Source organism: Mucilaginibacter mallensis, from assembly GCF_900105165.1.
Lineage (GTDB): Bacteria > Bacteroidota > Bacteroidia > Sphingobacteriales > Sphingobacteriaceae > Mucilaginibacter > Mucilaginibacter mallensis.
Genome location: NZ_LT629740.1, coordinates 3,382,097 through 3,406,368, shown reverse-complemented (window position 1 = coordinate 3,406,368; position 24,272 = coordinate 3,382,097). Strand labels below are relative to the sequence as shown.

15 protein-coding genes are annotated in these 24,272 nt (G+C 41.0%); 8 read left to right on the top strand and 7 right to left on the bottom strand.

Going from position 1 to position 24,272, the window contains the following annotated elements; translation table 11 throughout:
- Window positions 1-2 precede the first annotated feature (2 nt).
- Together BLU33_RS13840 and BLU33_RS13835 are read right to left on the bottom strand one after the other, a co-directional pair.
- Window positions 3-1,166: an ABC transporter substrate-binding protein gene (locus BLU33_RS13840; RefSeq protein WP_091373861.1), complete on the bottom strand. Its 1,164-nt coding sequence runs from the start codon at window positions 1,164-1,166 to the stop codon at window positions 3-5.
- Between the two features lie 27 nt (window positions 1,167-1,193).
- Window positions 1,194-1,739: a phage tail protein gene (locus tag BLU33_RS13835; protein WP_091373857.1), complete on the bottom strand. Its 546-nt coding sequence runs from the start codon at window positions 1,737-1,739 to the stop codon at window positions 1,194-1,196.
- Window positions 1,740-2,053: 314 nt separating this feature from the next.
- On the opposite strand from BLU33_RS13835, the gene BLU33_RS13830 reads away from it, so the two are divergent.
- Genes BLU33_RS13830 through BLU33_RS13815 form a run of 4 tightly spaced genes read left to right on the top strand, consistent with a single transcriptional unit; the run spans window position 2,054 to window position 5,169 of the window.
- Window positions 2,054-3,007 (top strand): metallophosphoesterase, encoded by a 954-nt coding sequence (locus BLU33_RS13830; protein WP_091373853.1) that lies wholly within the window; start codon window positions 2,054-2,056, stop codon window positions 3,005-3,007.
- A 10-nt stretch (window positions 3,008-3,017) separates the two neighbouring features.
- Complete coding sequence (locus tag BLU33_RS13825; protein WP_091373850.1) at window positions 3,018-3,515, top strand: hypothetical protein; 498 nt, start codon at window positions 3,018-3,020, stop codon at window positions 3,513-3,515.
- 12 nt (window positions 3,516-3,527) lie between these two features.
- Window positions 3,528-4,217 carry an aspartyl/asparaginyl beta-hydroxylase domain-containing protein gene (locus BLU33_RS13820; RefSeq protein ID WP_091373849.1) on the top strand — a complete coding sequence of 230 codons (690 nt, stop codon included), beginning with the start codon at window positions 3,528-3,530 and terminating at the stop codon, window positions 4,215-4,217.
- The gene (locus BLU33_RS13815; protein WP_091373845.1) at window positions 4,210-5,169 is read left to right on the top strand and encodes a sulfotransferase family protein; all 960 of its coding nucleotides are present in this window, start codon (window positions 4,210-4,212) and stop codon (window positions 5,167-5,169) included. The genes BLU33_RS13820 and BLU33_RS13815 overlap by 8 nt, the downstream gene beginning before the upstream one ends.
- A 6-nt stretch (window positions 5,170-5,175) precedes the next feature.
- Here BLU33_RS13815 and BLU33_RS13810 read toward each other — a convergent pair whose 3' ends face one another.
- Both BLU33_RS13810 and ppnP read right to left on the bottom strand, forming a co-directional pair.
- A complete protein-coding gene (locus tag BLU33_RS13810; RefSeq protein ID WP_091373842.1) occupies window positions 5,176-6,195 on the bottom strand; it encodes a phytanoyl-CoA dioxygenase family protein in 1,020 nt (339 codons plus the stop codon).
- A gap of 73 nt (window positions 6,196-6,268) precedes the next feature.
- Window positions 6,269-6,568, bottom strand: a complete 300-nt coding sequence (gene ppnP, locus BLU33_RS13805) for a pyrimidine/purine nucleoside phosphorylase (protein ID WP_091373839.1) — start codon at window positions 6,566-6,568, stop codon at window positions 6,269-6,271.
- A gap of 270 nt (window positions 6,569-6,838) precedes the next feature.
- On the opposite strand from ppnP, the gene BLU33_RS13800 reads away from it, so the two are divergent.
- Window positions 6,839-8,341 carry a nicotinate-nucleotide adenylyltransferase gene (locus BLU33_RS13800; protein WP_091373837.1) on the top strand — a complete coding sequence of 501 codons (1,503 nt, stop codon included), beginning with the start codon at window positions 6,839-6,841 and terminating at the stop codon, window positions 8,339-8,341.
- A complete protein-coding gene (locus BLU33_RS13795) occupies window positions 8,342-11,734 on the top strand; it encodes a DEAD/DEAH box helicase (RefSeq protein ID WP_091373834.1) in 3,393 nt (1,130 codons plus the stop codon).
- A 5-nt stretch (window positions 11,735-11,739) separates the two neighbouring features.
- On the opposite strand, the gene BLU33_RS13790 is transcribed toward BLU33_RS13795, so the two are convergent.
- Complete coding sequence (locus tag BLU33_RS13790) at window positions 11,740-17,034, bottom strand: Ig-like domain-containing protein (protein WP_091373831.1); 5,295 nt, start codon at window positions 17,032-17,034, stop codon at window positions 11,740-11,742.
- 650 nt (window positions 17,035-17,684) lie between these two features.
- Between BLU33_RS13790 and acpA the strand changes: the two genes are divergently transcribed.
- Both acpA and BLU33_RS13780 read left to right on the top strand, forming a co-directional pair.
- On the top strand, window positions 17,685-19,082 hold the full coding sequence (gene acpA / locus BLU33_RS13785) for an acid phosphatase (RefSeq protein WP_091373829.1): 1,398 nt from the start codon (window positions 17,685-17,687) through the stop codon (window positions 19,080-19,082).
- A gap of 116 nt (window positions 19,083-19,198) precedes the next feature.
- Window positions 19,199-20,995 (top strand): cytochrome-c peroxidase, encoded by a 1,797-nt coding sequence (locus BLU33_RS13780; protein WP_091373827.1) that lies wholly within the window; start codon window positions 19,199-19,201, stop codon window positions 20,993-20,995.
- Window positions 20,996-21,082: 87 nt separating this feature from the next.
- Here BLU33_RS13780 and BLU33_RS13775 read toward each other — a convergent pair whose 3' ends face one another.
- A complete protein-coding gene (locus BLU33_RS13775; protein WP_091373824.1) occupies window positions 21,083-22,819 on the bottom strand; it encodes a phospho-sugar mutase in 1,737 nt (578 codons plus the stop codon).
- An 84-nt stretch (window positions 22,820-22,903) separates the two neighbouring features.
- On the bottom strand, window positions 22,904-23,989 hold the full coding sequence (locus BLU33_RS13770) for a mechanosensitive ion channel family protein (protein ID WP_091373822.1): 1,086 nt from the start codon (window positions 23,987-23,989) through the stop codon (window positions 22,904-22,906).
- Between the last annotated feature and the right edge of the window lie 283 nt (window positions 23,990-24,272).

Genomic DNA, 24,272 nt, shown 5'->3' with positions numbered 1-24,272 from the left:
TTTTATATACACAGGTATGGGTTTTGCCAGCCACTTACACTTTCCTCATGAATCTCTTTAAAATCCGGTGAATCGAATTTTAAGCCATTGCCCTGACTTATTACTGTTTTATAGATCTTTTTTGATGATGTTTTGATAGAAACCACATCAATTACCGGTAATGAAAAACCGGATAACGGATAAAAATTACGCTCGCCCCTTGGCCCAACCACTGATTCCTTTTGAAGGAGGGCCATAGCTATGTTCCAATCACCTTTTAGCATATGTGATTTAACTTCCTTAAGTGCAAGGCCGGCTTCATAGCCGAGTAAACCATAAATGTTTGCCATTTGGCCGGCGGTGTTTTCGTATTTCTTTACAAATTCTTTATTATGGGGGTTTTCGGCATTGCGGTTCCATGATATGGCGGCATGTAATTCCAGGTCGAGCCCGGCTATATCCTCCAGGATATCATCATATGCCATATTTTCCACTACGCTTAGGGGAATCAGTTTGTGAAATTCAGATTCACGCCATGCTTTTAAAAACTCGGTCCCCATAGTACCTGCAAAAACGGCATTTATATATGAAGGCTTGTTCTTTTTTATTTCGCTAAAAAAGCCATCAAGATTCAATCTTTTTATATCCGTGGGATCACGCGGGATAACGTGCAGGCCCATTTGTTCAGCTCCGGCAACACAAGCCCCTTTATAAAAGGCGCCGCTCAGGTGATAACCGGCTTCATATACAGGCATTACCATAATGCCGGTGCCACCGTATTCTTTATGTGCCCAGTGACCCAGGGCATATTGTGATTGCCAGATCTGCTGTGAAGAATAAAATATACGCGGACTTAAATGATTGAAATAAGGAATGTACTCACCTAAATCAAAAAAGAATGCCAGTTTATTATAAGATTCAATTACCGGTACTATATCTGGTATTGATTTATAGCTGATCAATCCTGAGATCATATCAACCTGGTCAAAAAAAATAAATTTGTTAACCGCTTCCGATACACTTGCGGCATCGCCCATTTTGGTATAAACAGGTATAAATTGTATTTCATCCTGTTTTACAACTCCCGGGTATAAGCCCAATAGTATGCCAGCCATTAAATGATGGCCATAAAACGGATAAACACCCGAATAGGGTGTTAAGAAACCTATTTTTATTGGCTTTGCCATTTTAATGAAAATTACTAAGCTAAATGATTAGTTTCTGGATGGGAAAATACCAAACATTGCTATGATATAAGAGACTGCAAGGTATGGTTGCAGAATACTAATTGGGATGTTGCTGCCTGTAAGGCCAATAGCATTTCCGGCCAAAGTTGTATTGGGTGCAGTAGTGGTATAAATTTTCCCTACCTCAGCAGTAGGCCCTGAACCGGTTACTGGCCCTTTTGATAAATAGGTGGTAGTGCCGGGTATACCAGTGGTTCCCGTGCCATTGTTTACATTAAGCGTGTGCGTATGTGATGGTAAGTTACTTATAAGAATAGAAGTGTTTTCAGTACCACTGGCTTGCCCTAAAACATAATTGCTTAAGCCGGGCCCTTGTCCCTGGCCAATCGGAGCACGGCCACGCAGATCTGGCAGAGCAAAGGTATTTATACCATTACCGCCATACGTAGTACCTAAAAGAGAAAATACAGCCGCATTGCTGGATATTGATAAAAGCTGCCCGGAGCAAAATAAAAACCCTTGTGGTGCAAAATTACTGCCAAATGCAAAGATCATTGCTAAAAGTGGATTCATAAGATTAGGTTATAATTGGTTAATATTATAAATCAATATTAAAGATATTTTTCTTCATATTTTACATTTTTGGAAATTTTTTTTGAAAAAATATACTGATAATCAGTGTTTTAAGTGTGTGTAAATAAAATATCGCTATTGTTATTTTTTTTAATATAAACACATTTATTTTTAGTTAGGCTTAAAAATGAACAAGGTTATTATTAAAAGATTTTAATTAATAAACAGTTGTTTATCAGGTTGATGCAGGGGCAAAAGTTTTTTTGTGTTTTCTAAAAAATTATTTAATACATTTAAATACCAAATAAACCCAAATGAACAATCAGCGCAGGTTATTTCTCAGTCAAATGTCATTAGTGGCCGGCATAGCTGCATTAAGCAAGCCAATGAATTCAATGGCTACCATCAGTAAGCGCATTAATACCTTATATACTGCCAAAACTGATGTTACTATTTATCATACTAATGATTTACATGGTAATATTGATGCCGTATATAATAATATGGGCGGTCTGAAGCAAATAAAAACCATGCTCAATAACCAGGAAACAGATGGCCTGTTATTGGATGGCGGGGATTTTTTAGATCGGTCAAACAGCGTTGCGCAGCAAAGAGAAGTAATTCATACTATGAATGCCATGGGCTATCATGCAGCGGCTATAGGTAATCATGAACTTGCATTTGGGCAGGATCATTTAGCAGCGCTTGTGCCGCTAATGGAGTTTACGCTGGTGAATTGCAACTACCATTTTAATAATAAGTTAGGCGAGCTTGTAAAGCCTTATATCATAATTAATAGTGGGCAATATAAAATAGGTATTACAGGTGTTGGCCAGCAGGTTGCAGGCGTGTTTTATAACGATGCCATACAATGTGCCAATAAAATGGCAAAACAGCTTAAAGAGGATGAACACTGCGATCTGGTTATCTGTCTTTCGCATTTAGGATGTCAGCAGGAAAATGGTAATCCTGATAATAAGATGCTGGCGCGTGAGTCGGAGCATATTGATATGATAATTAGTGGCCATAATCAGGAATTGATGAATGGTCAGTTGGTGATGCAAAATAAAAATAAACACGAGGTGATCATTAGTCAGGCTGCATGGAATGGCCTGATGATAGGCAAAACCGTATTCAGCTTTAGCAACGGAAAGCAAAAATCACATATTGATGCCCGGTATTTAGTGCCCGGCCAGCCATACGGGCAAAAATTCGCAACCTCATTTGCAGGTTTGCGTTTAATAAAAGAGCAATCTGTATTAGTATAAACTTATTGCATTGAGCACCGCGCCAATAGATAATATTATTCGCTTTTTAGGATCGGTGGGTATAAAAGTAATTATACGGCCCATAAACGGCCATACCTTTTTGCCTGGTTTGCAACTGGAAGATGGTAAGCTTATTATTGATACCGAAAAGCTGTTATATCCTGGGGATATTCTTCATGAAGCCGGGCATTTGGCAACCATGCCACCTGAACTGCGTAAAACGATGAGTGATATCCTGCCAAATAATGATTTAAACCAGGGCGGGGAGATGATGACATTGGCATGGTCATATGCCGCTTGTATACATCTTGATATTGACCCGGCTTTTGTTTTTCATACTGAAGGATATAAGGGTGAAAGTGAAAATATCATCCAAAATTTTGCTGAAGGCAGATTTGTAGGACTACCCTTATTGCAATGGGCTGGCATGTGCTATGATGAGCAAAAAGCCAGGGAATTAAACAAGCCGCCATATCCGAAAATGATACGCTGGCTTCGTGAAAACTAATAGAGCGCTTTTATGATCCGATATGCCAAATTATCGCTACCGTTTGATGCTGAGCTTACCCAAAGCGAATTATTAACAATAAAAGCAGAGTGGCTGCCCCATTTTAATACCTCGTATTATGCGGGCTCATGGAAAGGTATTGCTTTACGATCGGTAGAAGGGAAGCACGAAACTATCATACCTGAATTGATGGGAGAGTTGGAATACCGGGATACTATATATATGTCACGTTTTCCATCGGTCATTAAATTACTTTCAGGGTTTAATTGCCCGGTGATGTCTGTACGTTTTTTAAACTTGCAGACCGGAGCAATTATTAAAGAGCATATAGATGAAGGCTTGCTTTTTGAACAGCATGAAGTCCGTTTGCATTTCCCGGTGTTTACCAACCCGGGTGTTGAGTTTTATGTAGATGGTGAGCGCGTAATAATGGATGTGGGCGACTGCTGGTATATGAATGCGCATTTACCCCATAGCGTGACAAACAAAGGCACTACAGACAGGATTCACCTTGTTGTTGATTGTAAGGTGAATGATTGGTTAACGCGACTTATTGAGTCATCTGCTGTAATTTCAATTAAAGAAAATGAACTTGATCCTCAACTTTTAATGGTAATTAAAGAGTTGCGCATACAAAATACGTCTACATCAAACGCATTGGCTGATGATATGGAACGACAATTAAATAAAGATCATGCTTGATTTTCCACTTAATTGGGTCCCGTACAAATTGTTAGCAGTTGATGGCCAGATCAAATGCTGCTGGCTAAATACTTATGGCGAACCATTTATTGAACCATTTTTTGATGAAACTATTTTAAAATGCAGGGGGCTGGATGGCCGCCATGCTGCCATATCATCGGTTAGTGATTTAATGATGATAGCGGAGTGGACGCGAGGGGTATCAGCAATAGAACCAACGGCTTTTATTTTTCATATTTCGCGCTGTGGCTCAACACTAATTTCGCAGCTGTTGGCCACGTTGGATGAAAATATAGTTCTTGCTGAAGTTCCTTTTTTTGATGACATACTGCGTTTGCCTTACAAATACCCGGAATTTAATCAGGCTGCAATTGCAATGCTATTTACTGATGCTGTAAAATATTACGGACAAAAACGGCCCAATAAGGAAAAGAACCTATTTATTAAAACAGATAGCTGGCATTTGTTTTTTTATGAACAGTTGAGGAAGCTTTATCCTGATGTTCCTTTTATTATACTGTATCGCAAGCCAGATGAGGTGTTCAACTCGCACCGCAAGCAACCCGGTATGCAGGCTGTAAATGGGTTAATTGAACCACAATTGTTTGGGCTTGATGCCAATAAGGTGGCTAATATGAGCCCGGATGCTTACCTGGCCGCGGTAATTGAAAGTTATTTTAAAAAATGCCTTGAAATTGCAGATGTGGATGACCAATGCCTGCTCCTGAATTATAATGAAGGTGCAATGCAGATGATTGAAAAGATTGCAGCTTTTACAAAAACAACACTCACACCGCAGGATGTTTTAAATATGACGGAAAGAAGTCGATATCATTCCAAAAAACAAGGTGAGATTTTTTCTGAAAAAGTTACCCACCACGTGCCATCAAACCTTAATAAGGCTGTTGAGTTATATAATTTACTGGAGGAGAAGAGAAAAGCGACAAACTAATTGCTTTTATAACCAGATGTCGCTTTCCTGCTTGCCGGCAGGTTCATAATTAATGTATTGCACAAACCTTGGTAGTGATGAAGTATTTGGGCTGCTGCCATGCGGAAGAGCATGGTGCCATATGATAAAATCACCAGCATTGGCAGCTATTGGCTTAGCCCCTAAAGTATACAGATCCTGTTTACGTGGGTCTGCACCAAGGGGTAAACCTTTTAGCCAATCTTCTATCCTGTTTTGAAAACCCGGTACAAGTGTAAATGCGCCCTGATTTTCGGCGGTATCCGCTAAATAAAGCAATCCTTGTGTACCCAATGGCATGGGCGGCTTGATACTGCTATCCCAATGCAGGCGCGGCCCTTGAAAAGGATAAGATTGAGTTACCGGTGGGTTAAAGCCAACCCTATCGGTATTTACCCAAATATCAATTCTGTTCCAGATTTCCTCGAAAGCCTTTCTGATTTTAAAGGCATTGCGGTTTTGCTCAAGCGCCGGGTGTTGAAAAAGCTGCACCATAATGCCCTGTTTTGCGGGGTGGTTATTGTACCATGTAGCCGGATCATGCCTTTTTATATTAATATGATCGCAAAGCGCCTCAATTGTCTCATCACAATTCTCCCTGGTCACGGCATTCCTGATAATGACATAGCCATTTTGCTGCCAGAAGTCCCAATCCTCATTGCTTAAGACATTGTCGTTTTGCGTTATGCTGTTCTCAGCGATACTATCATTAGTAAATAGCGGATTAAACCGGACTATTTTTTCAGATTCGGGTTCACCAGTAACCTGTAATATCCAGTCTTCAAATTTTTCAAATGATGGATTTTCGAGGTATATATATTGAATGGTTGGTTCTAACCCTAAACCTAGTGCATTTAATAAAGTAATATCCAGCGTCCATTCATCAGTAAAAGCATCAGGCTTAATTTCATTGTTCCTTTTTAAAACAGATTTATGCCAATAACGCTTTAAATGCATTACCGGCAATTTGCCTGTTTCAGTGGATGAAGCTATAGCTTGAGTGGGCATCTTTTTACGGATTATATCGAAGTTTTGGATTGAAAATAATACATGTTATTGCATAACATGTGGAAAGGCTTAATTATTCGTAATAGCAGATATAAGCTACATCGGTATCGCATATAATATCGAATATAACACCCGATGCTACATCAAATTCATCCTTTTCGTAATATTTTGTCCAGCTGCCTTCAGGTAATTTAACATCCATGATGCCGGCGATAATGATCATCTTTTCGGGTGTGGAAGTTGAGAATTGGTAGTTTCCTTTTTTCATTACACCAACAGTAGCTTTGCCTTTATCCGTGTCAAGCGCCAGGCTTTTTACTTTGCCATCAAAATATACATTGTGGGATACTGTTCCCTCAGTTGAATCACTCATTATTAGTTTGTATTTGGTTTGATATGAAAAGCAAATATATAATCCCGAATGGATAGAGCGATAAAAGATTGATGAAAAAATTCAACAACATATATTAATGTATGTATATCATTGATTGGTAGTTGCTGAAATAGCGGGTTAAACTATTGTTAAGGAATAGCCATCTTATTTGCATTTTTCTAATTCTTTCTGTCGCATTCTCTAAAAAGTCGTACTTTTAATCAACTAATTACTTCAGGCTACTGGCAACAGTAAATAAATATAAATTGTATGAATAGCATTCATAATAAGGACATTGGAACCAAACAAAAAGCGCTTGCCATAAATCTCGATCCAAAAATTTATGGTTCTTTCGCTGAAATTGGTGCCGGACAGGATGTGGCTGCTAATTTTTTTAAGGCTGGCGGTTCATCAGGTACTATTGCCAAAACCATGTCGGCTTATGACATGACTTTTTCTGACGCTATTTATGGTGCCATGCAAGTACGCCGCTATGTAAGCGAGCCAAGGCTAAAATCAATGCTTAACCATGAGTATGGTTTACTAATTGAGCGTCTGTCTGAGCTGCGTGGTGATTCAACCACATTTTTTGCTTTTTCTGATACGGTTTCGGCCCTCAATTATAATAAAACTAACGACGGTCATGGCTGGATGGGCGTACGCTTTCAGTTAGAGCCCAACGGCGAGTTTAACGATGTGGTTATTCACGTAAAACTATTGGATAACGATAATAACCTGCAACAACAGGCTGTAGGCATTTTGGGTGTTAACCTGATGTATGCCTGCTTTTATTATAATGAAGTGCCGCCGGTGTTCTTGCTTTCATTGATGGATAACTTGTCAAGGGACCGTATCCAGATAGATATGATCCGTTTTGAAGGGCCAAACTTTACCAAGGTTGATAACAGGCTGATGAGCTTGCACCTGGTTAAATATGGTTTTTCGGATGTAGCGGTTTTTGGTCCGGATGGCAAGAACCAGCAACCATCAGAGGTATTGTATAAAAAGCATATTGTGGTAATACGCGGCCGTTTTCGTCCTATTATTAATGTGCATATAGATATGCTTACTACAGGCGTTAAGCAGTTTATGCAGGAGCCTGATGTGGATAAGGATAACGTGATGGTAGTTACAGAGCTTACCCTGCAATCGTTAAAAGAAAGAAATGCCGACGAAACGGCTGAAATTGATGAGAAAGATTTCCTTGACCGTGTAGATATCCTCTGCTCACTCGGGCAAACGGTACTGATCTCAAATTTTCATGAGTATTATAAGCTGATAGCCTACCTGTCGAAGATAACTAAACTTAAATTGGGTGTGGTTTTAGGCTATCCGAATTTGGAATATATTTTCTCTGAAGAGCATTATAAAGATCTTCCGGGTGGCATTTTGGAGTCTTTTGCAACATTATTCAGCCGTAAGGTTAAGCTGTTCATATATCCTACCTTGCGCGATAAGGTTATTTACAATTGCCTGAGGTTTAACCCGCCTGCGCACCTTATCGATCTGTACCGCTACCTGATAGCCAATAATAAAATAGAAGATATTCATCATTACAATGAAAATAATCTGCATGCGCAAACCGATAAAGTGCTGGAGCTTATAAAACATGGTGAAGCTGGATGGGAGGAACATGTACCACCAGAAGTAGTGACCATGATAAAGGAACGCTGCCTGTTTGGATATCCATGCGCTGTCAATCCTGAAAAAGAGGAAAAAGAAAATCTGACCAAAGCGGATGATAATCCGGGAGCTGTATTGGATAAGGTGTAGATGCAGAAAATACGGGTAAGCAAGTTAAGGTTCGATCAGGATGAGCCATCCCGTAATCATACGGTTGTATTTGAGGGTGTTGCTATTGATACTTTAACCGAGGTACTTATTGCGCAGCATAGCACTGGTGATATCTATTCAGATCAAACGGGCAATCGCAGCATTTCTGCGCTTTCGCTCGAAATTAACCACGGCACTTTTACAAATCAATATAAAAAAGCAGCATTTCCCGCAGTTGCGGTTGTCAATGAAAATAACAGGCTGATACTGGCCTGCGATTGCTATGCTGAAAACAATAAGTTTTGCGAACACCAGGCCGCGGTATTATCCGAGATCATAAAACGGGATGAGTTCCGCATATTTTTTGATGAAAAGCTGCGCCATAGTAGACTGAAGAAATTTGCAGTTGATTATGGACTGGAACATAAACCCGACCTTGATAGCTTTTTCAAGATTGAGCTTCTCAACAGTAAACTGGAAATTACTCCTGTTTTAACATCCTTACTGCCGGTTACTAAGGAAAGCATAGGGTTGCTGAAGTCGGTTATTGTGGCTGATGTTCCGCCGGTAGCTATAGAAGAACAAACCATTTGCATCGTATTAAAGCAGCATAAGTATTATAAGTATTTGTTTGTGGAGCTGTATTCGGCACAAACGACCAGGGAAGGGAAGATTAAAAATCCTTTAACGCCTATAGCTCCGCTGGATATGATCTGGCAAACGGAAGATGCGCAGCAATTGAAGTTCTTTACGGGGATACATAAGTTTCAGCACCATATTAATAAAATAGTCAGCGAGGCTGATATAATGGCTTTAAAAGCCATTGTCAAAAATCCTTTGGATTATGATTTTTATTATCATGATAATGAGGTATCAGAAAATATTACCGCAAATTCGATTTTCCCGGTAAAGGTTGAGTTGCTTACAGCAGAACCTAAACTAACCGTAAAACCTAAAGATCAGTTCTTTGAGCTATCGGGTACGCTTGAAATAGATCAGCAGATATTTGATTTTAAAAATCTGAGCATTTGGTTTACTTATTTTGTGTGGACGGGTACCAAGCTTTGTTTAACGCCTAATCTGCAACAGCTGAATGTGATAACTCTGCTAACCAAAAAGCAGGATAATATACTGGTGCATAGTTCCAAATTTGATGAGTTTAAAAAACAGTTACTCACCAAGCTGGAAGAAAAGGTAAGTATTGATTATCCGCATATTAAGCCCGCTACACCGGCTCAGCTAAAAAAGCAGGGCTTTAATAATGAAACTGAAAGGATAATTTATTTGTCGGATTTTGGTACACATGTGATGCTGATCCCGGTGATGCGGTATGGTGAGGTGGAGATATCCGTACGTACCAAAAGGCAGATCTATTCGGTTGATGAGCGTGGAAAGGAGTTCTTGGTAAACCGGAACGATGCAGCCGAGATTGATTTTACTGCCTTACTGGTAAAGCAGCACCCTTATTTTGAGGAGCAACTGGAAAACGACCTGCAATATTTCTATCTGCATAAAAAAAGATTTTTGGATGAGGATTGGTTTCTGGATGTGTTTGATGAGTGGCAGAATCAAAAAATAGCCATACTTGGTTTTAATGAGCTGGAAGGTAATAAGCTAAACCCTAATAAGGTAAAGATCAGTATTAAAGTATTAAGTGGCCTTAACTGGTTCAATGCCATTGTTAACGCGCGTTTCGGGCGTAAGCGGGCAGCTTTAAAACAGATCTATCGCGCGGTAAAGAACAAAACCAAATATGTGCAGCTTGATGATGGCACAACAGGCATTTTACCGGCTGAGTGGATAGAAAAATTTAACGATTATTTCAATTCAGGCGAGATAGCTGATGATGAAACCTTGCAGATAGCGAAGTCGAACTTTACGGTGATAGAGCAACTATTTAATGAGGCTGATTTGGATGAAAAGGTACAGAACGAGATAAGTATCTACCATAAAAAGTTAGAAAACTTCGAAGCAGTTAAATTATTTCCAACCCCAATTGGCTTTAATGGCGAGCTGCGCCACTATCAACAGCAGGGGTTAAGCTGGCTTAATTTTTTGGATGATTTCAACTTCGGCGGTTGCCTTGCGGATGATATGGGCCTGGGTAAAACTATACAGGTTATAGCGTTTATTCTATCTCAACGCGATAAAAATAAACACAATACCAATTTAGTGGTGGTGCCCACTTCACTAATTCATAACTGGCAGCTGGAGATCGAAAAATTTGCACCAACAATGCGCGTGCATACTATTTATGGGGCCGATCGTATTAAAAGTATATCAGAATTTGATAAATATGAGGTTGTCCTCACCTCATACGGAACTTTGTTAGCCGATATCGTTTTCCTGAAGGATTATGAGTTTAATTACGTTTTTCTTGATGAATCACAGCAGATCAAGAACCCTGAATCTCAGCGTTATAAAGCAACCAGACTGTTAAAATCCAGGAACAAAATTGTGCTTACAGGCACACCTGTTGAAAATAATACATTTGATCTGTACGGGCAGTTATCTTTTGCATGCCCGGGTTTGTTGGGTAGCAAGCAATATTTTAAGGAGATCTATTCTTCGCCTATTGATATGTTTAAAAGTAGCAAGCGGGCTAAGGAGCTGCAAAATAAGATCAGCCCGTTCATTCTCAGGCGTACCAAGCAGGAAGTAGCATCAGACCTGCCCGAGAAAACCGAAATGGTTTTGTACTGCGAAATGAAGCCTGAGCAGCGTAATATTTACAATGCCTACGAAACTGAGTTTCGCGACTATATATCGGCTACAACGGGCGATGTGCTGAAAAAATCACCCATGAATGTGCTAAAGGGTATAACCCGCCTGCGGCAGATCTGTGATTCGCCATTGTTGCTTAAAGGCGAGAAGATGCCGGGTAATGCCTCGGCTAAAATAGATATGCTGATAGAGGAGATAGAGGGCAAAAAGCATCAGCATAAAATATTGGTATTTTCCCAGTTTGTAACCATGCTCGATCTGATAAAAAAAGAACTAAAGAGCAGGGAGATAGGCTTTAGTTATTTAACCGGGCAAACCCGCAACAGACAAGCGGTTATTAATGATTTTCAGACTGATGCGGAGATACGTGTTTTCCTGATCAGCCTGAAAGCAGGGGGCACCGGCCTTAATTTAACTGAGGCCGATTACGTTTACCTGGTTGACCCATGGTGGAACCCCGCAGTTGAGAACCAGGCCATAGATCGCTGCCATCGTATTGGGCAGGACAAAAATATTGTTGCCGTACGGCTGATATGCCCCGGTACGGTTGAAGAAAAGATAATGGTGATGCAGGAAAACAAGCAATCACTCGCTAATGATTTGATCAAAAGCGATACATCGTTCGTTAAAAACCTCTCAAAAACAGACCTGCTTAACCTGTTGAATTAATATTGCTACCTTATAATTGTTAATGATCCAGACAATACCTGGTTGTTTACATTGGTATTTATAATATAATAATACGTGCCAACGGGCAGCTGCTGTCCGTTATATTTTCCGTCCCACGGTGTGGGGTATCCCACTGAGTGATAGAGTTTTGCACCGTATCTGTTAAACACATCAATAATGGCATTGGTATAGGCAACCAGGCCCTTAATCTCCCAGTAATCATTAATGCCATCGCCGTTGGGTGTAAAGGCATTAGGTATAACCAGTTCTGGAGATACTATGATTTGGGTTTGAGCATAAGTTACACAGCCCAGGCTATCGGTAACCTGCAAGGTATAGCTACGATCGATATTGCCGGTAATAACTGGATTTTTTGCAGTAACATTGTTAATATCAATATTTGGCGACCATAAATAGGTTACATCATTCTCGCTCACCACAGGATCTAAAATAATAGTGTGGCCACGCAAAACATATCGTATGCCACCTGCATTAACTGTTGGCGGCGGGCTAAATTTCACCAGCATAGTATCCGTGGCTAGATAACACTGGCCGGGATTATTAGCGGTTAGTGTTAGTTTTACTGATCCGCTTTGTTTATCGGCAGTAGATGGGGTATATGTTGCATCTAAGTCATCTACTGAAGGTGTGAAACTTCCACTACCTGAGGTACTCCATTTACTTCCACCCGGAATAAATATTTGTGCTTTTAGCGGAACGCTGGCATCTTGTATACAAACATTTCTATTCCCGCCTGTACTTACTGCAGGCAAAAGTCCGAAAGTAATGGTCATGCTTGAAATAGAAAAATTGCAATCGTCAGTACTGGTTGATTGAAGGGTTAATGTTACGGATCCGACTGCTTTATCTTCCGCTGAGGGGATATATTGGGCATTCAGATAGTTTTTTCCGGGTATAAATGTTCCTGATCCCGATGGTGTCCATATACCTGTTGTAGTGCCACCGGTAACCTTGCCGGCCAATTGTACCGATGTGGCATTTATACAAACTAACTGGTTGGGGCCGGCATCAGCTTTTGGTGGTTCATGTATCCTTACCTGCGTAGTGCCGGCCGGGCTGGTGCAACTGTTAACGGTAACATATAATTTGTATATGCCTGTATCAGCGAGTGTGACGTTTTTAATATCAGGGTTTTGCAGATCTGAAGTATAGCCATTTGGCCCCGTCCACAAATAACTGGCATTTTGAACTATAGGTGTGCGCAATTGTACCGTGCTGCCCAAACAAACAGGGGTGTTACTGTTAGCTACAGGCATTGCAGGCTGCGGGTTCAATGTAACTGTATAGGCAAAAGCAGCGCCCGGGCAACCAAACGCAATTGGTGTTATAATATAACTAACCTTTACCGGGTTAGGGCCGGTATTAACTAAAGTTTCATCAATAGTTGCTGATGTTTGATTGCTTATAGGTTTATTACTGATGTTGTTTGCTGTATCCCGTTTCCAGCTAAATGTGGCCGACGGTATGTTTGATGTAATGGTATAGTTTTGCGGTGTGCCACTGCAGATTGTTCCTGCAGCAGCACTGGTTATGTAGGCAGTAGGGTTTACGGTTTCTGTCCAGGTAAATGGTTGTGCCTGGCAATCACTGGTTTGGTAGTTAATGGTATACGGAACTGCAATTGGCGCCGTAGTAGTATTAAAAAGCACCTCACGTATGGTGCCTGCTGTTTGGCCTGATACTGCTGCGTTGCTTATCCCCGGAACAGCCGCGCGGCCCCAGGTAAATGTGGTTTGTGGCAAACTAAAGGTTATGGCGTAATCATCGGTTGTATTATCGCAAATTGTGGCCGTAGGGCTGCTGGTAACGGCTGGGGTTGGATAAACGGTAACCACATATTTAAACACGGGCCCTGAACAGCCATTGTTTGATGGTGTTATCAGGTAGGTTACATCAATGGGGGCGGCGGAGGTATTGATCAGGGCCTCAGTAATAGTGCCCGATGTTTGAGCGGTCACCGCTGGGTTACTGATGCCCGTTACCTGTGCCCTGCTCCATGAATAGGTAGCCCCGGGAGTATCAGAAGTAATTACATAATTTAATGGGATACCACCGCAGGCATTATTATTGGGTGAACTGGTGATATTAGGTGCCGGATTAACTGATACGGTTACTTTTGTACGTGGACTAATACAATCATTTATTACTGCCTGAACATAGTAGATAGTATTTGATAACAATGGAGATGTTGTAAATGTGCTGCCTGTGGCTAATAAATTTCCACCGGCTGCCGCGTCATACCATTTATATGTGCCTGTTGAGCCGCTTGCCGTTATTATTGCCGGGCTGCCCATGCAAGTGCCTGTCGGCGCCACAACAGGAGCTACAGGTGTTTGATTAACGGTTACTATAACAGCGGTTCGTGCGCTGGTGAGGCCGTTTGCAGTTGTTTGTACATAATAAGTAGTAGTAGCTGTAAGCGGTGGGGTTATATAATTGGGCCCGGTTGAAAGTAAAGTACCGCCGGTGGCAGAATCATACCAGCGATAAGTACCTCCGGGAGCCAATGCCGATAGTGTTGTGCTACTACCCATACAGACAGGGATTCCCGGGGCTGTTGGGGCCACTGGCACCGTATGAATAAAGATTTCAACCTTTGCCGATACGGGTCCACAAACGCCCGCAGAATTGGTTGTTGTTAGGGTAAGTGTTACATCACTTTCGCCCGTTGCGGGGGTATATACCGCATTTAGTAAGTTAGGATGAGAGAAAGTGCCTTTACCGCCAGACCATATGGCACCCGAGGCACCGCTTATACTTCCTGCCAGTTTCACGGGTTGTCCGGCTTGAACGCTCTGGTTCGGCCCTGCGTTCACCATGGCTACAGGGTCAATGGTTACATTGGCAGTGGCTACTTCCGGCGATCCGTCGGATAAAAGTAATGTATTGCTTACGGTGTACGTGCCTGGTTTGCTGGCATTAAGATTTATTTGTCCTGTTGTTTTGTTTACAAAAACCAATCCACTGGGAGAGGCACTGAATGTACCTGCGCTTGAATTGCTTGCAAATGTGGGGTAAGGGTTTGATCCGCTTTGGCAATATGGGCCATTATAATAAAAATTGCCACTAGGTATAGAATCAGTTACAAAAACAACACTCGAAGTACCCGGGCATGGGCCATTGGTGGTAAATACTATAGTGTATTGGCCCTTTTTACTTGCTTTAATATTTACTTCGCCGGTGGTATTACTTACAAAAACAAGGCCTGCTGGCGATGACGTAAAAGTGCCGCCTGCGGGATCAGCAATTACAGGAATTGGGTTACTGGCTGTACCGCCGTAAGTACCATAAGTATATTCAAATTGTGCATCGGCAGTTGGTGTTACTGTTACGGTTACCGGCGTTCTGTCGCCGGGGCATGTACTTGAGTTGCTTTCAGCATAATATGTTGTGGTTTCGGTTAGAGCGGGAGTAGTGTAGTTATTGCCCGATCCCAGCAAATTGCCGCCGGTAGCTGCATCATACCACAATATGCCGCCACTTGCAGTAGTACTGGCCGAAACAGTTGCAGTTGAACCCGCGCAAACAGATGTGGCACCACTTACTGTTGGCGATGGTGTAATCGGAGTTATGGTTACGGTAACCGGAGTGCGTGTACTTTCACAGCCATTGCTTGATGTTTGTACATAATATGTTGCGTTGGCTGTTAACGCAGGCGTAACATATACCTGGCCCGATGATAATAAAGTGCCGCCTGCCGGGCTATCATACCAACCATAGTTACCCGATCCTCCGGATGCGGTTAGTATAGCATAATTCCCGGAGCAAATAGTAGCACCCGAAGCTTTAGGAGCAGCAACCGGTGGAAGCACAGTTACCGAAACCGCGGTTCGCGCGCTGGTACAATCGCCAACAACTGTTTGTACATAATATTTGGTGGTAGCAGTTAATGCCGGGGTGGTGTAAGTGGAGTCTGTAACCAATAATGTACCGCCTGTTGGTGCATTGTACCACTGGTAAATACCTCCTTTTACGGTTGATGTTGCAGTTAGTATAGTTGCCGATCCTGAACAAACTATTGCCCCCGATGCTGAGGGAGCCGCTACAGGTGGATTTACAATAACTTGTACGGGCGTACGGCTACTGATACATCCTCCGTTAACGCTTTGAATATAATAGGTGGTTGTATTATCTAAAACAGGTGTTTGGTAAGTTGTGCCGCTTGTTAATAAGCGTCCGCCCGTTGCAGCATCATACCACTGATAGGTGCTGCCATCTGCTGCAGAAGTAATTGTTAAATTGGTGCTGGTTCCATAGCAAATAGTGCTTGTTTGCGCTGCAGGAGCCGGAGGTATTGGGTTTACGGTTACTGTTACAGGGGTGCGCGCGCTTTCACAACCGTTTGCTGAAGTTTGCACATAGTAGGTTGTTGAAGCGGTAAGTGCGGGGGTAGTATAGTCGGGACTTGAAATTAATGACGTTCCGCCGGTTGGCACATCAAACCAGTCAAAGATTCCGGACGCCGCATTGGCATGTAAGCTTGCAGCCATACCCGAGCATATAGTAACATTGCTTGATGTTGGCGTTGGCGGCGGTGGACTTATATACACAATTACAGCTGTAGGCGCACTAACACATCCGTTAACAGTTGCCACCACATAATAAGTTGTTGTTTTTGTAATCGCCGGCGTGGTATAGGTAGGTCCGGTGGCTAATTGATTGGTTTCAGCAGCTGAATCATACCAGACATAATTAGTGCCTCCGCTGGCTGTTATGGTAGCCCCATTACCCGAGCATACTGATGTATTTGTAACGCTTGGCCGGCCTGCTGTATAAACAGTTACGGCAGTGCGTGCACTTGTACAATTTGATAGGGTTGTTTGTACATAATAAGTAGTGGCAGTAGTAATAGGTGGTGTAGTAAATGTATCGCCAGTAGCTAAAAAATTACCGCCGGTTGCAGCATCATACCACTGATAAGTACCGCCTGGGGCCGTGGCTTTTAGCGTTGCCGGACTGTTTTCACAAACAGTAGTACTACTGGCTGTAGGGGCATTGGGCATTGTGGAAACGCCAACTGATATACTTGCTGTAACAGCGGGGCAGCTTGTGGCTTTATCGGTTACTGAAACAGTATAAGTTCCGGCCTTATTAACGCTGATGGTTTGAGTTGTTTCGCCGGTACTCCATATGTAATTATATGGCCCTGTACCGCCCGAAAGGGTAGGCGTTAAAATTACAGCGTTACCTGAGCAGATATCAGGAGATGATGATGACAGACTATCTTTTAATGTGCATGACTGGCTATATCCCTTAACCGATAAAAGCAGTAACAGCAAAAAAAATAAACGAGTATTGACAAAATATCGTGCAATCAAAGCTTTTTAGTACTAAGTGCCTGACTATCAGTTTTTGACCTTTAAATAAAGCATAAAGCGATGCAGACCGTATATGTAAATTCATTAATTATATAGTCTAGGTTTATATTTGTACGTAATAGTTTTAAGAAATGTTCGTATAGATTAAAAAACTATCAAATAAAATGGCAGCAACTATTATAAATAGGGGGTAATTTATTAAATGATAGTATTTAAGAGGAGGCCGAATATGTGCCTTTTTGGCCAATTAAGCCAATAAATTAGGGTTTTATGAGGATAGGTATTAATTTGTATGCTAAGGAAAGAAAATACTTATTATTTAAAATATTTTATTTTGATTTTAATCTTTAGTAAATAGATGTTAATGATCGATAATGTGCTATCTGATTAATAAACAGGTAAATAGCAGATAAGGATCTGGCCTGAAGCCTAATTGCTTTAGTGGAGTTTTGTATAGAACAGAATTTGTTCATTAATATCAAATTGTTAATGTATTATTAACTTATATTATAACAGGGTGAAAAATATTGCTTAATATTAATAAGATGGTTACCGGAAGGTAATATTCAGTTTATGATATGCCTGTACTTTTATATCATAAATCAAAACCGATGAAAAATAAGTACAATCCCTTTAAAAGCAGCTTTCAACTAAATACTAAACAACTGGCAACTGGCAGCCTTAGTGTTTTGTTTTTGAGCTTATCTTTTTTTAGCTGTCATAAATCCAGCACTGTTAAGCCAACAGCAACAGGTATAAACCAGGTAAATCACGTAGTGGTTATCTATATGGAAAACCACAGCTTTGATAACCTATATGGTGAGTTTTCAGGAGCCAATGGCATATCAAATGCAACACCGGCTAATTCTATACAGGTTGATGCTACTGGTAAAGCTTATACTACACTGCCTCCTATACCGGGCACGCCTGTATTCCCGACAAATTTGCCAAATGCAATTTTTAATATTGATCAATACGTAGCTAATGATGTTATTACACAGGATGTGTTGCACCGTTACTACCAGGAGCAAATGCAGATTGATGGTGGTAAAATGGATAAATATGCCTTATATAACAGCAACTCTGCAGGTTTATCGCAAGGTTATTATAAAACCAGCTTATTGCCGTTATTAGCTTTAGCTCAAAAATATACTTTGTGCGATAACTTTTATCACAGCGCTTTCGGCGGTTCATTCTTAAACCACCAATGGTTAATTGCTTCGGCAAGCCCAACTTTCCCTAATGCGCCTACCGGTATTACTGCAGTAGTTAACTCAACAACTGGTGCTGTAATAAGTGATGGCCAGGTTACACCTGATGGGTTTGTTGTTAATACCAGCTATTCAGTTAACGCGCCTCACCCGGCAAGCGTGGCTACTGCAAACCTGGTTCCTAACCAAACTAACCCAACTATTGGTGATAGGTTAAGCGCTAAGAGCATATCATGGGCCTGGTACTCAGGTGGCTGGGATAATGCACTGGCAGGTAACCCTGATCCAAACTTCCAGTTTCACCACCAGCCGTTCATCTACTACAAAAATTATGCAGATGGAACCCAGGCCAAAAAAGATCACTTAAAAGATGAAACCGAATTTATAGCTGCTGCCCAGGCCGGTACATTGCCTGCAGTATCATTTGTAAAACCATTGGGTACTTATAATGAGCACCCGGGTTATTCTGATGTATCATTAGGTGAAACTCATGCGGTTCAATTGGTAAATGACATACTTAACGGCCCGAATGGTAAAGACGTAGTTATCATTATCACTTATGATGAGAACGGTGGTTTCTGGGATCACGTAGCTCCTCCGGTTATCGACAAGAAATGGGGCCCAGGTACACGCGTTCCGGCTATCATCATCTCTCCGTTTGCAAAACAAGGTTATGTGGATCATACCCAATATGAAACTGTAAGTATCCTTTCATTTATCGAAAAAAGATGGGGCCTTACACCACTTGCAACACGTGATCAAAATGCTACACCGCTTACAAACGCGTTTAATTTTTAATAGAATAATATAGATCTGCGTAACCATCTATAAACATAAATAACGGGGGAGCGGCTATTGACCGCTCTTTCATTATTTATGATACTACCGTAAAAATAGTCCAAATTTTTGCAATATTGAAGAAGATCTTATTAATATCGATACTGATAGTTGTTGTTGCCGTTGCTGCTTTTTTCTCATTAAGAGCAGGAAAAGTATCGTCTGAAAAAGCTATCGAGCAAAATTTATTGGTACAAATTGACAGTTTTACTAATCTGAAAAACCAATTGCTTGCCGCTGCGGAAAGTAAGGATATTAACGAAAAGCAATTACAGCAATTATTTCGTGATACCAGGTTAGCATATAAGAGATTTGAATGGGCTGCTGAATATTATCAACCCATAGCCACCCGGTTTATAAACGGGCCGCCTGTAAAGGAAGTGGAAATAGATGGCACCACATTTAACCCGGCAGGGCTGCAGGTTATCGAAAATTATTTATATCCCAAATATGACAAAACAAAAAGCAAGGAGTTAATAACCGAGCTTAAAAAGCTTGATGACAATATAACAAAGTACAAAGTTTATTTTGGTAATGTTGATATACTGAACTGGCAGATATTTGATGCCACGAGGCAACAGATCTTCAGGGTGCAGGCATTGGGAATAACTGATTTTGATAATCCTTTATTGCAGAATAGCTTAATGGAATCGGCCACGAGCCTGGAAAGTATTACAAAAATATTAACCTATTACACTAATGGGAGCGACACAAAGCTTATTGAACAATTAACTGCTGCCACAAATTATTTAAGAAAGAACAACAATTTCAACTCATTTAACCGGGCAGTATTTATTGCAGATTATGGTAACCCTGCAAGTATCAGCATAGCCAATCTGATTGTTGCATTAAAGATCCCGGTTATAAGGTACAACCGCTTGTTGAACCAGGATGCCAAAACATTGTTTGATATCAATGCCTATAATGTAAATGCTTATTCAACTGATCCATCTTTTTTTATTACTGATAAAAAGGTAGCGTTAGGTAAAAGGCTTTTTGCTGATCCAATTTTATCGGGTACACATACCAGGAGCTGTCAGTCGTGCCATCAGCCTGAAAAAGCATTTACTGATGGCTTTACAAAAAATACAGTGATAAACAGCACTGTATTGCTCCGCAGAAATACACCAACACTAATAAATGCAGCCTTGCAACCGGCACAATTTTATGATCTGAGGGCAGCTATGTTGGAAGATCAGGTGCTGGACGTAGTGGCAAATAAGCAGGAAATGCATGGTTCTATAAAACAGGCAACGGCATTGTTATATAAAGATAAAGAATATATGAAGCTGTTTCATGATGCGTTCCCGAAGATAGATACGGCTGGTATACCGGCATATGAGGTTAGCAACGCCATCGGTTCATATATCCGTAGCCTGGTGATGCTTACCAGTCGTTTTGATGAGTATATGCGAGGTAATAAGGCGGCGATGAACCAAAGTGAAATAAATGGCTTTAACCTGTTTATGGGCAAGGCTAAATGTGCTACCTGCCATTATATGCCATTATTTAACGGTACGCTGCCCCCTAAATTCATAAGGATAGAATCGGAGGTTATTGGTGTGCCGCGGTATGCGAAGAGCATGGAGGTAGATACCGATATGGGGCGGTATAATTTAGTGAGGATTGATGATTATAAGCATTCGTTTAAAATAACAACCGTTCGTAATGCGGCCCAAACAGCGCCGTATATGCACAATGGCGTATTTACTACCTTAGAGCAGGTAGTTGATTTTTATAACAAAGGCGGTGGTGCAGGCATGGGTTTAAAGGTTGATAATCAAACCCTGGCAGCAGATAAACTAAACCTTAGTCCTAAGGAATGTGGTGAACTGGTGGCATTCATTAAGAGTTTAGATAGTAAGAAGATGTAGGTGTATCAGTTTATTCAGACAGATAAGGCCTAAACAATAAATCCCGGTGTATTGCACCGGGATTTATTGTTTAATAATAATATGAACTTATACGCCGAGATCCTTCATAATAGCTGAGATCTTCTCGTCAAGCTGTTTATCAGTTTCAGCATAAGCCGCGGTATCGGTCAGTTTGCCGTTAACGCTGCAATAGAATTTGATCTTAGGCTCTGTACCTGATGGGCGGGCAGAGATAATGCTGCCATCTTCAGTTATAAACTGCAATACATCAGATGCAGGGAATTCCAGAGGCTGGGTTGTATTGCTGGTCAGGTCGGTTTCAATACCTTTCTCATAATCTTTAAGCGTGATCACTTTTGAGCCGCCCAGCGTTGCCGGTGGATTGGTTCTGTAAGTTTCCATCATCGCTTTGATCTCTTCGGCGCCTGTTTTGCCTTTTTTGGTAAGGGAGATAAGTTTTTCTTTATAAAAACCGTACTGTACATAGGTATCAAGCAATGCCTCAAATAAGCTGCTGCCTTTGTCCTTATAATAAGCAGTCATTTCCGCAATAAACGCGCTCGAAACTACCGCGTCCTTATCCCTTACCAGTTCACCTATCAGGTAGCCATAGCTTTCTTCACCGCCGCCTATAAAGGTTTGTTTACCTTGAAATTTGGTCATCAGTTCGCCAATGTATTTAAAGCCTGTTAAGGTGTTGTAATAGGTGACATTTTTGGCTTTGGCTATCTGCTCAATAAGGTTGGTGGTTACAATGGTTTTAACAATGTATTCCTTACCGGTAAGCTTGCCTTTTTCTTCCCATGCGCTCAATAAATAATTGATAAGCATGGCGCCGGTTTGATTGCCATTAAGCAGTATAAACTCGTTATCAGTATTTTTTACGGCTATACCTACACGGTCAGCATCTGGGTCGGTTGCCAATACCAGATCGGCATCCACTTCCTTGGCCTTTTTAAGGGCCAGTGTTAAAGCTTCTTTTTCTTCGGGGTTAGGATATATCACCGTAGGGAAATTGCCATCAGGGGTGATCTGTTCTTCAACCAGGATCACATTCTCAAAGCCGAAACGTTCCAATGCCTGCGGCACTAAAGTAATACCCGTTCCGTGGATAGGGGAGTAAACAATTTTCAGGTCCTTTTGGCGCTGTATAGCTTCTGGTGAAACTGAAAGCTTGGTTATCTCGCTTAAATACAGTTCATCTACTTCCTTGCCTATTTCTTCAATATTGGCATCAATACGATTGAATTTAATTTCATCAACACTGCTGATCGCTGCTACTTCATCCATAACAGCCTTATCATCAGGTGATACAAACTGACCGCCATCGGCTCCGTAAGCTTTGTAGCCGTTATACTCCTTTGGATTATGTGAAGCAGTTAGCATTACACCACTTTTACATCCAAAATGGCGTACCGCGAATGATAGCTCAGGAGTAGGGCGTAAGGCATTGAAATAGTAAACATGTATATCATTTGCCGAAAATACTTCAGCAGTAATGGTCGAGAAAAGATCAGCATTGTTACGGCTGTCGTGCGCTATGGCAACTTTAACTTTTTCGCCCGGGTATTTCTTCTTCAGGTAGTTTGCCAGGCCTTGTGTGGCAGCACCAATGGTATATTTATTTATACGGTTTGAACCCGGACCCATTGTTCCGCGTAGTCCGCCAGTTCCAAATTCAAGATCACGATAAAATGAATCAGTTAGCTCAGTGTAGGCTTTCTCATCAAGTAAACTCTGAATTTGTTGCTTAACATCATCGTCATAACTTCCTTGAAGCCATGAATTTACCTTTTGGAGAATGGTTGGGTCTAAATCCTGCATATGTGTTTATTTATTTTTAATTAATAGGTAGTCTCGCGTAGTTCAAATATATAACTTTTGAGTAGAATCATAAGTTTTCTGCTGTTAATTATCGGGTTTCTCTAGTCCTGTCTTATTTTGCTGATAACGGGTTTGCGGCAAGCTTAGCGGCAGGGTTTCACTAATATACTTTAACAGGTTTTCGCGCATATAACAACGCAGATCAAAAGCATCAGAAGAATTGCGGGCACTCACCAATATCCTTAATTCAATGGTATGTTCTTTTGAGTCGGTTACCTGTAATTTCCCCACTCTTTTGTCCCACAATTGAGTGGTTGTCAATAACCGGTTAAGTTCGGTTCTTAAGCTTTCAACAGGGAAGGTATAATCGACATAAAGAAACACGGTCCCTAAAATTTCCGAGGTGCTTCTCGTCCAGTTTTGGAAAGGCTTTTCAATAAAGTAGGTAATCGGCAAAATGAGCCGGCGCTGGTCCCATATGCTAAGTACTACATAGGTTAGGGTTATATCTTCCACGCGGCCCCATTCGCCTTCAACTACCAGCACATCATCAATGCGTATGGGTTGTGTAAAAGCAATCTGAAATCCTGCTAAAAAGTTACTCAATGATTTCTGCGCGGCAAAGCCTACAATAATACTGCTGATACCTACGCCGGTTAAAAGCCCGTCGCCAATTTTACGGACATTATCAAAGCTGAGCAAAATGATGGCAATGGTTACTAATACTATGAAAATGATGATCACTTTGCGGATGAAGATAAGCTGGGTTCTAACCTTGCGTTCTCTTAGATTATCGTCTTTATTAAGATCGTATTGGTGATATACATAATCCTCAAAAATTTTGATGCTGCTGATGAGCAGGCTGGCAAACGATATGATAAGTAGTATACCGATGATCCGATCAAGAGGAGTTAGGTACATCGGGCTTAATTTTAAGAAGGATTGCATGAAATTAAGCGTAAGCAGCGGCACAAATATATTTAACGGCCGGCCTAAGTGAGTAATGATGGATTTGAACAGGGAGTAATCCTTCTGTTTTTTATAGAAATGGAGAATACCGGTGATAATGGCTTTTATAATAAAACCCAGTAATAATGAAAGAATAACTATGCCTACATTCCAAACCCATGTGGGGAATTGTTGCGACCAGGATTGCAGTTGGTTATCCATAAATAAGGTTAAGAAGATTATTCATATTGAACCAAAGCTAAATGATATTAGTATAGCCTATATTATTTTATGGTGAACATAGATTTAAGAAAAATGTTTAATGGTTCGCTTATCTACAATAAAAAATGAGTATTACCCATAGTGACAACCTTATTTTTGCTTATGGATTAACAGTTGATAAGTATTTTTAAATCGGAAGTTAAATTTTAAAGGGTTTGAGCTTAAAATAATTTCATTTGTTCATTTTATTCGATATTTGGTATGTCAGTTATACCCGGTAATT